The sequence below is a fragment of the Micromonospora sp. BS32 genome (assembly GCF_059089345.1).
In genome coordinates this window covers 109065-123369 of sequence record NZ_JBSSHR010000011.1, presented here as the reverse complement: position 1 = coordinate 123369, position 14305 = coordinate 109065, and the positions used below count along the sequence as shown (strand labels likewise).

Annotated in this window: 9 protein-coding genes and 1 pseudogene; 6 read left to right on the top strand and 4 right to left on the bottom strand. The window is 74.5% G+C overall.

The window, feature by feature from the left end; all coding sequences use genetic code 11:
- The first annotated feature begins 35 nt into the window (after nt 1-35).
- The 6 genes from AC5RWQ_RS18170 to AC5RWQ_RS18145 all read left to right on the top strand — a co-directional run bounded on the left by AC5RWQ_RS18170 (nt 36) and on the right by AC5RWQ_RS18145 (nt 11099).
- Nucleotides 36-2372 carry a fibronectin type III domain-containing protein gene (locus AC5RWQ_RS18170; RefSeq protein WP_494283885.1) on the top strand — a complete coding sequence of 779 codons (2337 nt, stop codon included), beginning with the start codon at nt 36-38 and terminating at the stop codon, nt 2370-2372.
- A gap of 153 nt (nt 2373-2525) precedes the next feature.
- Nucleotides 2526-5162 (top strand): fibronectin type III domain-containing protein, encoded by a 2637-nt coding sequence (locus AC5RWQ_RS18165; protein ID WP_494283884.1) that lies wholly within the window; start codon nt 2526-2528, stop codon nt 5160-5162.
- 30 nt (nt 5163-5192) lie between these two features.
- Nucleotides 5193-6191 (top strand): AAA family ATPase, encoded by a 999-nt coding sequence (locus tag AC5RWQ_RS18160; protein WP_494283883.1) that lies wholly within the window; start codon nt 5193-5195, stop codon nt 6189-6191.
- An 11-nt stretch (nt 6192-6202) separates the two neighbouring features.
- The gene (locus tag AC5RWQ_RS18155) at nt 6203-7351 is read left to right on the top strand and encodes a DUF58 domain-containing protein (protein ID WP_494283882.1); all 1149 of its coding nucleotides are present in this window, start codon (nt 6203-6205) and stop codon (nt 7349-7351) included.
- Nucleotides 7327-9705 carry a transglutaminase TgpA family protein gene (locus tag AC5RWQ_RS18150; RefSeq protein ID WP_494283881.1) on the top strand — a complete coding sequence of 793 codons (2379 nt, stop codon included), beginning with the start codon at nt 7327-7329 and terminating at the stop codon, nt 9703-9705. Before AC5RWQ_RS18155 ends, AC5RWQ_RS18150 begins: the two co-directional genes overlap by 25 nt.
- Nucleotides 9706-10547: 842 nt before the next feature.
- Nucleotides 10548-11099 carry a hypothetical protein gene (locus AC5RWQ_RS18145; protein WP_494283880.1) on the top strand — a complete coding sequence of 184 codons (552 nt, stop codon included), beginning with the start codon at nt 10548-10550 and terminating at the stop codon, nt 11097-11099.
- A gap of 78 nt (nt 11100-11177) precedes the next feature.
- On the opposite strand, the gene AC5RWQ_RS18140 is transcribed toward AC5RWQ_RS18145, so the two are convergent.
- The 4 genes and pseudogenes from AC5RWQ_RS18140 to AC5RWQ_RS18125 form a co-directional block, all read right to left on the bottom strand.
- Nucleotides 11178-12116 (bottom strand): CU044_5270 family protein, encoded by a 939-nt coding sequence (locus AC5RWQ_RS18140; RefSeq protein ID WP_494283879.1) that lies wholly within the window; start codon nt 12114-12116, stop codon nt 11178-11180.
- Complete coding sequence (locus AC5RWQ_RS18135; RefSeq protein WP_494283878.1) at nt 12113-12712, bottom strand: RNA polymerase sigma factor; 600 nt, start codon at nt 12710-12712, stop codon at nt 12113-12115. The genes AC5RWQ_RS18140 and AC5RWQ_RS18135 overlap by 4 nt, the downstream gene beginning before the upstream one ends.
- Before the next feature lie 389 nt (nt 12713-13101).
- Nucleotides 13102-13230 (bottom strand): annotated as a pseudogene (locus tag AC5RWQ_RS18130) (ATP-binding protein); the annotation flags it as partial.
- Nucleotides 13231-13244: 14 nt separating this feature from the next.
- Nucleotides 13245-14219 carry an LLM class F420-dependent oxidoreductase gene (locus AC5RWQ_RS18125; RefSeq protein WP_494283962.1) on the bottom strand — a complete coding sequence of 325 codons (975 nt, stop codon included), beginning with the start codon at nt 14217-14219 and terminating at the stop codon, nt 13245-13247.
- Nucleotides 14220-14305 lie beyond the last annotated feature (86 nt).

The following is a 14305-nucleotide window of genomic DNA, read 5'->3' as shown; positions in this document are numbered from 1 at the left end:
AGCGTCCGGGCACGACTCGCGGCAGCATGGCTCACGTGTCGCAGCCCTCTCCCCTCGCCGCCGTCCAGCACCGGGCGCTCGCCCTGCGCGCGGCCGGCGACCTTACGGCCGCCCGACGCCTGCTCGCCGACACGATCGCCTCGGCCCGCCCCGCATACGGCGAGGACCATCCGGAGCTGCTCGGAACCGCGCACCTGCTGGCCCGGCTACACCGGGAGGCGGACGACCCAGCCGCGGCCCGGCGGGTGCTCGAGGAGGCGTACGCCGCGGGCGAGCGCCGCTGGGGCGCCGCCGACCCGCTGATGCTGGCCGTCTCCCTCGAGCTGGCCTCGGTCGCTGAGGAACTGGGCAACCGCCACGAGGCCCGCCGCAACTACACCCGCGTCGCGACCGTGGGGCCGGCGGTGCTCGGCGAGCACCACCCCGCGGTACGCGCCGCCCGGCAGTTCCTCGGGGCGGACGGCCAGCCCACCCCGCTCCGCCCCACCGCCCCGCCGGGGCCTCCGACGCAGCTACCGCCGCCCCGCCCGATGTCGGTGCCCGCAGCGCCGCAGGCGCCCCGCCAGGCTTCCGTCCCACCGGCACCGCACATCCCGCCGCAACCGCGACAGATGTCGGCACCACCCGCACCGCACATCCCGACACCGCCCCGGCAGACGTCAGCACCCCCGGCACCCCAGGCCGTCGTACCCCCGGCGCCGCCAGCTCCGACGCCGCTCCCTCCGGCCGCCCCGCCGCAGGTCTCCGGATGGACGCAGCAGCCTCCGGTGTCCCCGTCCCCCTGGGCTCCGCCCCCTCCCGCGTGGTCCGAGGCGACCCGGCAGGCGCCGCTGCCGCCTGCGCCACAGGTACCCGCGCCCCGCTCGGCGCCGCCGGGCCCGCTCGCGGCTCAGGGGCCGGCCCCGGCCGGCCCGCTTCCGCCGGTCTCGTCCCGCCCGGACGCCGGCGGCTCCGCCACCACGTCGCCCTGGGCCCCGCCCCACCTGCGGCCCACGGCGCCACCCCCGGTCCCGCCACCCCCGGTCCCGCCGTCCCCGGCACCGGCGGCCGAGCAGGCCGTAGAGCAGGCACCACCCGCGCCGCCGCAGACGCGCGCCGTAGAGCCGACCCGCCCCGCTCGGCGCGTGCCAGCGGCGGCACGCAGCGGCTGGGACCGCCCGACCATCCAGGTTCAGCAGATCGGGCCGCTGCTCGAGGAGGAGCGTGAGCGGGCCGCGGCCACACCCCCGCGGACCGCCCCGGTCAGTGGGTCCCCGGTGGGTCCCCCGCCCACCGAGCTGTCCCCGGTGACCCGGGTCGGTGAGCCACCCGTCAGTGCGCCGCCGGTGTCCGGGCCGGCCGGCGGCGGGCTGCCGGTCAGCGGGCCACCCGCCGCCGGATTCCCCGTAAGCGCGCCGCCGGCCGCCGCACACCCGATCAGCGCCCCACCGCTCAGCGCCCCACCCATCAGCGCCCCACCAATCAGCGCCCCACCCATCAGCGCCCCGCTGATCACCGGACCGCCGATCACCGGACCGCCGGCCGCCGGTGGCCCGGCCGTGCCCGCCCGTCCGGTCGGTCCGCCCCCGACGGCGGCGTACCCGGTCAGCCACCCGCCGGCCGCCGCCATGCCGACGCGACCCGTCCAGCCGGTCCGCGCGACGCCCGCCAGCGCCCCGCCGGCCGCCAGCCCGCCGTGGGGTTTGACTGCTCCGCCGTGGAGCAGCGCCGCCCCGCCCCAGCCGCTGACCTCGTCGCCGCGCGACGAGGTGCCCGCCGCCGATCCGACCACGCCCAGGGATGCGTCGCCCGCCGTCGACCCGCCCCTGGTGGCGTACGACGTGCCGGAGCGCCCGGTCGTGGACGTGCCGGCGGTGGCCGAGCGGGCGGCGTACCCCCTGGCGGAGCCGGCGTACCCGACGCCGCCGGCGTTCCCGACGGAATCGGCACCGCGCGGACGCGGCCGGACGGTCGCGGCCGTCGCGGCCGGGGTGGTGGTACTGGCCGTCGCGGGCGTGGTCGGCGCGGTGGCGCTGGACCGGGACGAGCCGGCGTCCGCGCCGGCGGCACCGGCGACGGCTTCCCCAGGCCTGGCGAAGGCGACCGGCCCCCCGCCCGCCGACCTGCGGCTGCGCGACGACGACACCGCGATCACGATCAGCTGGTCGGACCCGACCGGCGGGGCGGTGCCGTTCATGGTGGCCGGGGGGCGGTCCGGGCAGGCGCTGGGCGTGATGGCCACCGTCGATCCTGGACAGACCAGCTACACGGTGAACGGTCTCAACGCCAAGGTGGACTACTGCTTCACGGTGCTGGCGGTCTACTCCACGGACAGCTTCGCCACCTCCGGTCAGGTCTGCACGGTGCGGACCCGGCCCACCTCACCGGGCTGACCGACCGTCCACCTCGCACACGCTGGGTGTCCACAGGGAGACGGTGCGGGTTCCCTCACCCCGGGCCGGCCCATATGATGTGCCACGGCTCAGGGGAGGGTCGTCCGGACGCGGCGCGCCACCTGGGAGGACCGGACGGGGAGGCAGCCGGCTGTGGCCAGCATCGACGACGCCGTGAGTACCGACACCAGCGCACCGCCCCGCCGCTCACGCCGGATGCGGGGCGGGCTGGTCACCATCGGCACGGTGACCGCCCTGCTGGCCGCCATGGGGCTCACCGTCCTCGGGCTGGGCGCCGCGGACAACGCGGTCGCCAACTACGACGCCAGCAGCTGGCTGTGGAGCGCCGCGCGCAGCGAACTGGCCCGGGTCAACGGGGTCACCGCCCGGGTCGACACCCGGATGGAGGTGCCGGCCGCCCGGCGGCACCCGATGCAGGTCACCCAGACCGACCGGCTGCTGATCCTGCGGGACCTCAACACCGGCCAGGTCAGCTCGCTGGACCTGGCCACCCTCCAGATCACCGCCACCACCCGGACCACCCCCGGGCTGGGGGTCAACGTGGCGCTGCACGAGGACGCGGCGTTCGTGGTGGACGCGGTGCAGGGCGTGGTCCGTCAGCTCGACCCGCGTTCGCTGGCGCCGGTCGGCGAGCCGGTGCGCTACCCGCCGGGCATCACCGGCGGCGCCTTCGACGGCAAGGGCCGGCTCTGGATCGCGGTGCCCGGCGAGGGCACCGTCTCCGCGATCACCGCCGCGGAACTGCCCGCCACGCCCGGGTCGGCGGCGCCGCCCGGGGGTGGGCTGAGCCCGAAGCAGGTCGAGACGTACACGGTGGCGGAACCGAGCCACGAGCTGGTGGTCTCCACCCTGGACGACGGGGTGGCGGTGCTCGACCGCACCTCCGCCTCGCTGGTCACCGTGCGCGCCGGCCGGACCGGTCGCACCCCGCTGGACACGACCGCGGCCGGCGCTCTGCCGGCCCGCACCAGCGGTCCGGTCGTACCGGTGACGGTCGCCGGCGAGCGGCGGGTACACGTGGTCGGCGACGGCGCCGAGGTGGTCCGGTTCACGGTCCCCGGAAGCGGCGACCGGCTCGACCCGGCGGTGGCCTGGGCGGGCCGGTTCTACTGCGCCGACGAGGCGAGCGGCACCATCTGGTCGTTCGACGGCCGCGGTCAGCTCGTCGAGACGATCAAGGGTCGGGGCCTGACCGGGCCGCTGGAGCTGGAGGTGCGGGAGAACCACCTCTTCATCAACGCGCCGGGCTCCGCCACCGCCCGGGTGGTCGACGACCGGCACCACGTGCGCGAGGTCAACAAGTACGCCAACGACGTGCTCGGCGGCGATCCGCCGCCGGCCCTCCCCCCGCCGCCGCCCCCGCCGCGCAAGCCCCGGGTGGGCAAGCCGAGCGCGCCCCGCCAGGTCACCGCCGCCGCCGGCAACGCGCAGGCCCGGGTCACCTGGAAGCCGGCCGCCGCGAACGGCGCCGAGATCATCCGGTACGTGGTGGAGGGCGCCGGCCAGCGCCACGAGGTGGGCGCCAACCAGCGGGCCGTGGAGGTCACCGGCCTGACCAACGGCGAGACGTACCGCTTCTCGGTGCGGGCGGTGAACGCCAAGGGCGCCGGCCCGGCGCGCACCAGCAACCCGGTCACACCGACCGCGGCGGTGCCCGACCCGCCGACCGCGGTCACCGCCGAGGCCCGGCCCGACGGCACCGTCCGGGTCAGCTGGCCGGCCGCCAACGGCCAGGGCAACACCATCGCCAAGTACGCGGTCACCGCGACCTCGGCCGGCGCCAACGCCCCGGCCGGCGAGTCGACCGGGACGGAGCTGGTGGTGCCGGCCGGCGAGTTGGAGTACGGCACCCAGTACGCGTTCACCGTGATCGCGGTCAACGACAAGGGCGCCGGCTCGGCGGCGTCGCCGGTCAGCAACACGGTGGTGCCGTTCGCCGCCCCCGGGGAGCCGGTCGACCTGACGGCCAGCACCGTCGCCGACCAGCCGGGGACGGTCGCGTTGCGGTGGTCCCCGCCGGTGGAGAACGGCCGCCCGATCAGCAAGTACCTGGTCGACGTGGGCGGGCGGATCATTGAGGTGACCGACACGCAGGCCACCGTGGACAAGCTGGGCGACGGCCAGAATGTGCTGGTCAAGGTCAAGGCGGTCAACGAGGCCGGCCCCGGGCCGGAGGCCAGCGCCACCGCCCGTACGGTCGCCGCGCCCCGGGTGACGGTGACCGGATCGTCGGCGGACGCGACGTCGGTGACGGTGGCCGTCACGGTGGACGCCGGCGGCGGCCAGGCGACCTGCGCGGCCAGCACCGGCGGGAAGACCGCCAACGGTGGCTGCGACAGCCTCCGGGTGACCGGGCTGACCCCGGGCACCGCGTACACGGTGACGGTGACGGCGACCAACGCCGCGGGCAGCGGCACCGCCACCCGGGCCCAGTCCACCGACCCGCTGTACGGCATCGCCACCTGCAACAACGGCCCGGACGGCGACCAGCGGACGTACTGCAACGCCGAGGTCGACGGCCGCAACGGCAACGAGGTGTTCTCAGTGACCCGGCAGGACAACGCCAAGCAGGTCGGGTGGGCCAAGCCCGGCACCCGGCTGCGGACGTACTGCCGCAAGCAGGGCGAGAACGTCGACTCCTGGATCTACAACAACCAGAAGCAGAGCACGTGGTGGGTGCAGGTGGACTACAGCGGGCGGAACTACATCCCCTGGGCGTGGCTCAACCTCGAGGGCGGCGACGACATCAACCTGCTGCCCACCTGCTGAGCGCGCCACCTTCAGTCGAGGAGCACCACCGTGAACAGCCCCCAGGAACCGCTCACCCAGCCGGAGGTGCAGGGCTTCGCCGCCCTCGCCGCCCGGCTGGCGGAGAACGTCAACGCGGTCGTGCTGGGCAAACCCGAGGTGGTCCGGCTGGCGTTGACGGCGCTCTTCGCGCAGGGGCACGTGCTGCTGGAGGACGTCCCGGGAGTCGGCAAGACCACGCTGGCCCGGGCGATCGCCGCGACCGTCAAGGGGCAGTGGCGGCGCATCCAGTTCACCCCGGACCTGCTCCCCTCCGACGTGAGCGGGGTGACCATCTTCAACCAGGCCACCCGGGCCTTCGAGTTCCACCCCGGCCCGGTCTTCGCCAACATCGTCATCGCCGACGAGATCAACCGGGCCTCGCCGAAGACCCAGTCGGCGCTGCTGGAGGTGATGGAGGAACACACCGTCACGGTGGACGGCGTCCGGCACCCGGTGCCGCAGCCGTTCCTGGTGGTGGCCACCCAGAACCCGGTGGAGATGGACGGCACCTACCGCCTGCCGGAGGCGCAGCTGGACCGGTTCCTGGTGAAGCTCTCCGTCGGCTACCCCGACGAGGCGGTCGAGGTGGAGGTGCTGCGCGGCGCCACGGCCCGCTCCCCCGAGGCGCTCAGCGCCGTCACCGACACGGCCACCGTCGGGGAGATGGTGCGGATGGCCCGCCGCGTGCACATCGCCGAACCGCTCTACACGTACGCGGTCCGGCTGGCCGCCGCCACCCGCAACCACCCACAGGTCCGGGTCGGGGTGAGCCCGCGCGGGGTGATCGCGCTGACCCGGGCGGCGTGCGCGTACGCGCTGATCGACGGCCGGGGCTGGATCATGCCGGAGGACCTGAAGACACTCGCCGGGCCGGTCTTCGCGCACCGGCTGCTACTCACCCCGGACGCCCAGGTGCGCGGGGTGACCGCCGCCGAGGTGCTGCGCCAGGCCATCGCGTCGGTGCCGGTGCCGCTGCCGTCGGGCCAGCCGGCCCCGGCGCACTCCTGACGGCCGCGCCGATGGGGATCACCGCCCGGGGTGTCGGGCTGCTCGCCGCCGCCGGGACGCTGCTCGGCACGGGTTTCCGCTTCGCGTACCCCGAGCTGACCCTGCTCGGCGGGGCGGCCGCGGTCGCCGTCGGCCACGCGGTGGCGACGGCGGCGTGGCGACCCCGGCTGGCGGTGGACCGGCGGGCCGACCCGGACCGGGTGGCGCGCGGCGAGCCAACCCGGATGTCGGTGAGCGTGCGCAACGCCGGCCGGTGGCGGGCGGCGAACCTGCTCGCCGAGGACCGGTGCGGCGCCGCGACGGTGCCGGTGCCGGTGCTACGGCTGCGCCCCGGACGGGACACCACCGTCGCGTACGACGTGCCGACCCACCGGCGGGGCGTGGTGCCGGTGGGTCCGCTGCGGGTCACCCGCCGGGACCCGCTGGGCCTGGTGGAGCTCTCCCGGCCGTACGGGGACAGCGTGCCGGTCTGGGTGCACCCACGGATCCACCCGCTGCGCGCGGTGCCCACCGGCGCGGGGCGCAGCCTCGACGGCCGGGTGGACAGCGTGCCGCATGGCTCGATCACCTTCGACTCGCTGCGCGAGTACGTGGTCGGCGACGAGCTGCGCCGGGTGCACTGGCGCACCAGCGCCCGGGTCGGCGAGCTGATGGTGCGGGAGAACGTGGACACCAGCCTGCCCCGGATCGTGGTGCTGCTGGACAACCGGGCCGTCGCCCACCCGGGTCGGGTCGACGGGGTGGCCGAGTCGTTCGAGTCCGCCTGCGAGGCGGCGGCCTCGGTGGTCACCGCCGCCGTCCGGGAGGACCTGCCCGTGGTGCTGGTGCTGGTGGACCCGGCCGACGACCGGGCCGCCGATCCGCCGTTGGACCGGTTGACCGCCGTGGAGCTGACAGGGGCGGACGGGGCGACGCTGCGCGCCACCGCGGCACGGCTGCGCCAGGACCGGCTCGGCGACACGCTGGTCTTCCTGACCGGGCCGGGGGGTCGGGACGACCTGGGGCAGCTGGGCGCGCTGCGCGGGCCGTACCCGTCGGTGGTGGTGGGGGTGTTCGGGGCGGACGGGCCGACGCCGGCCGACGCGGCCGGCCTGGTGGTGCTGGACGCGGCCGACGGCGCGGCGTTCGCCGCCGAGTGGGACGGGGTGCGCCGGTGGTGACCACCGCGCCCCGCGAGGCGGTCACGCCGGTAACCGCGCCGCCGGGTGGCGGCGCGACGGCGCGGGCGCTGCGCGCGGTGCCGGTGCCGGTGGCGCTGGTCGTGATGATCGGGCTGGCCGGCGTGGTCCTCGGCCGGGTGTACGCCGGTGACCTGCTGACCCGGCTGATGCTGGGCGCGGCGGTCGGCTCGGTGCTGGTGGGCGTGGTGGCCCGGCGGCTGCCCTCCTGGCTGGTGGCGCCGGTGTCGGTGCTGGCGATGGCCGGCTGGACGGCGTGGTCGCTGCGGCTGGCCGCCGCGCACGGCGCGGTGCCGGGCGGCTTCGCCGAGGTGGCCGGCGACGCCGCCCGCAACGGCATCCCCCGGCTGCTCACCGCGATGATCCCGGTCGAGCCGGCCCCCGACACGGTGCTGGTGCCGCTGGTGGCGGCCTGGCTGGCCGGGCTCGCCGGCACCGAGGTGGCGGTGCGCGCGGGGCGGGTGCTGCTCGGCTTCCTGCCGCCGGCGCTGCTCTACGCCGGTGCCCTCTACGTGGTGGGGCCGAACGCCGACCCGGCGATCTGGCCGTCGGTGGCGTTCGCCGCCGCGGCGGCGCTGGGCCTCGCGGCCCCCGCCGGTCGGGTCGCCGCCGGCGGCGCCGACCCGGCGGCCGGGCTCGCCCCGACGGTCCGGGCGGCCGTCCAGGCCCGGCTGATGGTGACCTCCGCGCTGGGCGTGGCCGTGGTGGTGGGGCTGGCCGCGCTGCTCGGCCCGGCGCTGGCTGCCCTTGTGAACGAGCGGCCGGTCGACCCGCGCCGCTACGTGCAGCCGCCCCGGGTGGAGTCGCTGGACGAGAACCCGCTGATCCGCATCTCCGGCTGGGCGCTGAACCCGGACCAGAAGCTGCTCGACGTCTCGACGGCGGCCGCCGGCGGCCCGGGCGGGCGGGAGACCCGGATCCGGCTGGCCGTGCTCAGCGACTACGACGGGGTGACCTGGCGGGTCGGGGCGACCTACCGCAACGCCGGACGGATCCTGCCGGCGGCACCACCCGGCAGCGGCGCGGTGGACACCGTCCGGCAGGAGATCACCGTGGCCGACCTGACCGGGCGGCTGCTCCCGGCGGTGGCCACTCCCCGCGAGGTCAGCGGCGCCCGGGTGGCGTACGACCCGGCGACCGGGACGCTGATCCGACCCGAGGGACTGACCCCGGGGCTGCGGTACACGGTCACCTCGCTGCGGGAACGCCCCGCCGCGAACCTGATCGCCACCGCCGACGTACCGGCCGGGGACGAGGTGGCCCGGGTGCTGCAGGTCGCCGACGGGGCACCGGAGCAGCTACGCCGGCTCGCCACCCAGCTGGCCGAGGAGAACGGCGCGCCGTACGCCCGGGCGGCGGCGATCGAGCAGTTCCTCGCCGAGCACTACCGGGTGGTGGCGGACGCGCCGAGCGGACACGCGTACCCGAATCTGAGCTTCTTCCTCTTCGGCCCGCGCGATGGTGGTGGTCAGCGCGGCACGTCCGAGCAGTTCGCGGCGGCGTTCGCGGTGCTGGGCCGGCTGACCGGGCTGCCCACCCGGGTGGTGGTGGGCTTCGAGTCGCGGGGCGACGGGCCGGTCCGGGCCGCCGACGCGTACGCCTGGCCGGAGGTGCTCTTCTCCGGCGTCGGCTGGGTGCCGTTCGACCCGCTGCCCCGACCGGACCAGGACCCCCGGCCGGTGGAGGAGGACTTCCGGCCGGCGCCGGAGGACCCGCCGCCGTCGGAGGTGCCGGAGCCGACCCTCGCGCCGACCGCCACCCCGCCGGCGGTGGCGGCGCCCCGCCCGGCCGGCGGGGACCGTGGCGTGCCGACGGCGGTGCTGGTCGGCGGCGGGAGCGGCGGTCTGCTGCTGGTGGTCGGGGCGGCGCTGGCGGCGCTGGCCGGGCTGCGCCGGGCGCAGACCCGGGACCGCCTGGAGCGGGGCGACCCGGCCGCGCGGGTCGCCGGCGCCTGGCGGCACGTCACCGACGCGCTACGGCTGGCCGGCCGTCCGGTTGGCCGGGACCTGTCCGCCACCGAGGTCGCCGCCCGGGCCCGCCGCGCGCTCGCCGAGGCCCGCACCGCCACCGACGCGAGCACGGCCGGAAGCAGCGCAGCCGACAGCGGCGCGCCCGGAAGCGGCCCGACCGGGGGCGGCGCGGCGGGCGAAGACCTAGACGAACTGGCGACGCTGCTCAATCAGGCGGCCTTCGCTCCCGCCACAGTGGACGCTGGGCAGGCCGATCACGCGACGGCGATCGCCCGCGACTACGCCGCGGCGCTGCGTGCCAGCCGCCCGGCCTGGCGCCGCCTCCTTTGGTCGGTCCACCCCGCCCCCCTCCGCTGGGGCCCCTGACCCCCGCCCCTGCTCGCGCACCCCGACCGTCACCCGGCCCTGAAAGCGGTCGACCAGCAGCCCACCCCGGCCGGTCGAGGCCAACCCCGAGGCCAGGATCTCGGTGCCGGTGGAGCCGGCCCGACGCAGCTCGTTGACCAGCTCCGTCGGCCGGCCCGGCGCATACCCGAGCACCCACCGGCCGTCGGTCGGCACGCCTTGCTCGGCCAGCCACCGGCGTGGCCCCGCACCGTCAGGCCCGTCGAGCTGCGCCCGGTAGAAGCGGGCCGCGACCTCCTTCCCGGCCAGCAGCCGGTCCCGCTCCGCGGAGGTCACGCCAGGGCCCGGGCGCGACCTGAGCGTGCAGCGACGCCGTCCGCAGCGCCAGGTCACGGGCCGCGTCGACGCGCTCGGCGGTCTCAGCCGGGACCAGGTCGCCGGGCTGCTCGGGCGCGGTCATGACGCCCGCTCGTCGTCGGGCTCACTCGCTGCCAGTACCCCTTGGCGCGCAGCCGCTCGAACAACCGTTGGTGGTACTCCAGGGTGGATGTGAGCTGGTCAATCTGGTCCTGCAAGCCCGCGATCGTGCCGTCCACAGTTCGCGGCCGTCCAAGGGGCGCGGATTCGTCGGTCATCGTGCCCCGTAGTGATCGACTACCCGCCCACGCTAGTCAGCCTGGACGCGCAGCGTCGAGGGGAATGAGCTGAGGCCACCCGCTCCCAGCGGCCCACCGACTTTGACGCTACGCCGGATTCACCACGCACGGTGAGCGGGGCAGTACCCGCGATGACATTGATGTATGTTCATGCAGTCGGGGAACGAGCAACTTCCATGGGAGGAATTTGTGCTTCGCAAGTTAGGCATGGCAACGATCCTGGCGCTGACCACCGCGCTGACCACGCTGTCGGCTCCTAGTGCCGCGTCCGCCAGCGGCATGACAACGGGGGCTTCTAACAGCCACGTCGTGTCCGCCAAAGGCAACGGGCCGGTGGTGCCGGGCGACAACGTCACCTACTGGGTGGAGAAGAACCCGCCGCCTCCTTCGAAGAGAGCTCTCAAGCTCGCCGCCGAACTGGAGAACTCGGTGACGCCGATGGCGAGCGGAGGCGGCTGCAAGAACACCGCGGGCTTGGGCGTCTGCATCAGCTGGAGCCAGAGCACGAGCCAGCTGAAGGGTGACTTCTACGTCAACTCCTGGAGCGGCGTCGTGTCCAACGGCACCGCCCGCCTGTACATCACCTACAAGGGCTCGTACTACTACCAGTACACCGTCCTGACCGACCACACCGGCCACTACCCGGTCGCCACCTTCACCACCTCCGGTAGCGGGTACGGCTACACCCTCGTCGACACCTTCAACAACAACGGCTCGTCGATCGGCGGTGGTACCAGCCCGTTCCAGTACTTCCCGTAAGAATCACTTGCGAGCAGGGGGGTGGCCACTTTTCCGGCGGCCACCCCCCTGCTCGCTGTCGACGCCCAGCCTGCGGCGCTACGGCATCTGACCGGCACGGTCGACGACCGTTACCTCCAAGATCACCTCGCGTCGGGACTGCGGGACAGCGTTCTCGGTCGTCGCCACGACTTGCCAGCCGAGGAACCGGTAGGTCCGCGGCTCAAAGATGAGGTCGTAGCGGTCGATGTCCCCGGAGAGGGACACGCCGATCCCGGAGCGGCCCGCAGCGTCCGTCATGGTGTCAGAGGCGACCACTCCGGGGATTTTCGTCGCCGCCTCGTACAGCGCCGCTCGCGACTGTGCGGGCAGGTATCCCCGCCGGATCAGCACTCCCACGTTGGCGAACGTCTCTTCGTTGCTTGCCGTGGTGCCGCCGTTCATCCGCCGCAGATAGTCCAACATCCTGGTGGCATCGGTTGGCAGCTTCTTCAGGTAGGCCGGCTCTGGGGTGCACGGCCGGGTCGAGCTCAGCAGGCTGCCGTCTGGCGCCCATTCCGCGGCCCGCCCGTTCCGGCACCCCGGGATCACGGTGGAGTGCCGGCCGCCGGCCGGCGGGTCGCTGACCCGGATCAGGCCATCATGGGCTCCGTCAACAGACATCCAGGAGCGGGTGAGGGTCGTCGCGGGATGGCCACCGTCGGGTGCGAATCCTTTCGTCGTGGTCAGGATGAACTGGTCCCCCCGCGGGACCGGAGTCTGGTCGGCCCGAGCGGCGTCTGCGGCCCGGTGAAGGATGTCCGCTGCCTGGGCGCTGGCGGCGGGCGGTTTTCCATCGAGGCTGACCACCGAGCCGATCAGCAGAGCGAGCGCCCCGGTCGTGGCTGCGACACCGACCGTCGCGAGTCTGCGGAATCGCGGCCGCACTGGTCTCGCTGAGCCAGCGATCATGCTGCTGACCTGCCCTCGCAGATGCGGTGGCGGCTCCACTGGTTCGAGCAGGGTTCTGACCTCGTCGATCATTTGCCGGTTGTTCACATCGACTCCTCTACCGCCCGCGTCGGGTCGTCGCCGCCGAGCGCGCTGCTGACTTTGCGGCGGGCACGGTTCAGCCGTGACCGCACGGTTCCGACGGGGATGCCGATCGCATGGGCGGTCTCCTCGTAGCTGAGCCCACCCCAAGCGATGAGCAACAAAACGTCGCGATCTCTGGCTGGCAGGTCGGACAAGGCTCGAGCCAGGCGTGCACGTAGCGCGTGAGCTGCTGCGCCAGCCACCGCCTGTTCCGCGGCATCTGGTACGACGTCGATCGGGCCGCATCGAGCCATAGCCCGGTAGTGCCCGCGTTCCCGCCGCCGATAGTGCGAGATCTCCTTGGTCAGGATGCCGAACAGCCACGGTCGCGCATCGGGCCGAGACACGTCGTAGCGGTGCCGGCGCCGGAAGGCGACCAAGAACGTCTCGGACACCACGTCGTCTACGACATCGGCGCCAACGCGCCCGTGGGCGTATCGGTACAACGCCGCTGCGTGCCGGTCGTAGAGAACCGTGAACATGGAATGGTTAGCCAGAGATGCCTTCACATACCACGCATCGGTTTTCTGCTCGGCGACGAGCTGCTGGTCAACCATCATGTTCGGCACTCCTGTCAGCTCGCCCCATGCAGACCCCCTCTACACCTGCCGGCTCCTCACCCATGTATCGCCACCCGGGCCCCTTCGAGTTCACGCAAGCGAGAGACGGCGTGGAGTCGCTGGCTGGGCGTGTCACCGGGTTGGCAGCGCTGTCGACCTGCTCGGTGCCGTGGCAGGTGTCTCCGTCGCCCAGCCGTAGTTCTCCCCCGAAATCAGCGACAACGCTGGTTCAACCCGGTGCCGCTTGTGCCGGAACCGGGTTGACCAGCGTTGTCGTAGATTTTTCGCTGATTCCTACCTACAGGCCGATCGTGTCAACGCCGCCTCAACCGTGACCACGGCCCACCGTGGTCCGGCTGAAACTGGACCACCTCGGTTTGGTTGATCTTTTAGTCGTTGGTCTTGTCCGCTGCGGGGACGCGGCCGAGGTCGCGGTCTTTGAGTCGGTAGCTGTCGCCCTTCATCGAGATGACTTCGGCGTGGTGGACGAGGCGGTCGATCATGGCTGCGGCGACGACGGGTCAGGTTCATCTCAGCTCCCCTGGCCGAGGCCGAGCCGGCCGATCAGCGCGCCGAGCGCGGCGGCGCCGCCGGAGGTGAGTTCCGGGGTGGGCAGCAGCGCGAGCACCGGCACGTCCACTCCGGCCTCGGCGTAGCGGAGCACCTCGGCGCGGCAGTGCTCGGGCGAGCCGTGCAGCACCAGCGCGTCGACCACCTCGTCGGGCACGGCCGCGCCGGCTCCCCGCCGGTCCCCCGCCGCCCAGGCCGCCCACATCGGGCCGAGCGTGCTCTCCCGGCCAAGCCAGCGGTGGAACTCGGCGTACGCGGGGACGGTGAGGTAGCTGGTGATCAGCCGGCGGCCGAGGGTGCGGGCGTAGCCGGCGTCCTCGGTCGGGCAGACGAAGATCCGGGCGACCACCTCGAAGTCGGGGCCGCGGCCGCCCAGCTCGGCGACGGCCTTCGGCACGTCGTCGGCGGCGAGCCAGTTGAGGATCACCCCGTCGGCCTCGGCCGCGGCGAGCCGGAGCATCCCCGGGCGCAGGGCGGCCAGCAGCACCGCCGGGGGTACGGCCGGCGGCCGTTCCAGGGTGAACCGGCGTACGGCGAAGGTGTCGAACGCGCCGTCGACGGTCTGTCCGCCCAGCGCGGCCTTGAGGAAGCGCAGCACGTCCCGGGTACGCCGGAACGGCTCGGTGAAGGCCACAGCGTTCCAGTCCCGCACCACCACGGGCGAGGAGGCGCCGATGCCGAGGCGGAACCGCCCCGGCGCGGCCTCGGCGAGCGCGGCGGCGCTCATCGCCAGCAGCCCGGGGCCCCGGGTGAAGACCGGGGTGATCGCGGTGCCCAGCTGTAGCCGCGGCTGCCAGGCAGCGGCCAGGGCGAGCGGCGTGAACGCGTCGGCGCCGTTGACCTCGGACGACCAGACGTCGGTGAAGCCGGCCCGGTCGAGGGCCGCGTAGACCGCGGCGTGGTCGGCGAGCGGGACCCCGCCCAGCGGCACGGTCATGCCCCATCGGTTCGTCACCCGGTCGATCGTGCCCGCTCCGACGGTCCCCGACAAGACGCGGCGGGTGCCGCGGATCGCCCGTTCCG

What these genes read in the sequence shown, in the direction of transcription:
- AC5RWQ_RS18135 (WP_494283878.1), bottom strand. Translation starts at nt 12,712, where the DNA reads ATGATGGTTGACCAGCAGCTCGTCGCCGAGCAGAAAACCGATGCGTGG.
- AC5RWQ_RS18125 (WP_494283962.1), bottom strand. Translation starts at nt 14,219, where the DNA reads ATGACCGTGCCGCTGGGCGGGGTCCCGCTCGCCGACCACGCCGCGGTC.
- AC5RWQ_RS18155 (WP_494283882.1), top strand. Translation starts at nt 6,203, where the DNA reads ATGGGGATCACCGCCCGGGGTGTCGGGCTGCTCGCCGCCGCCGGGACG.
- AC5RWQ_RS18145 (WP_494283880.1), top strand. Translation starts at nt 10,548, where the DNA reads ATGGCAACGATCCTGGCGCTGACCACCGCGCTGACCACGCTGTCGGCT.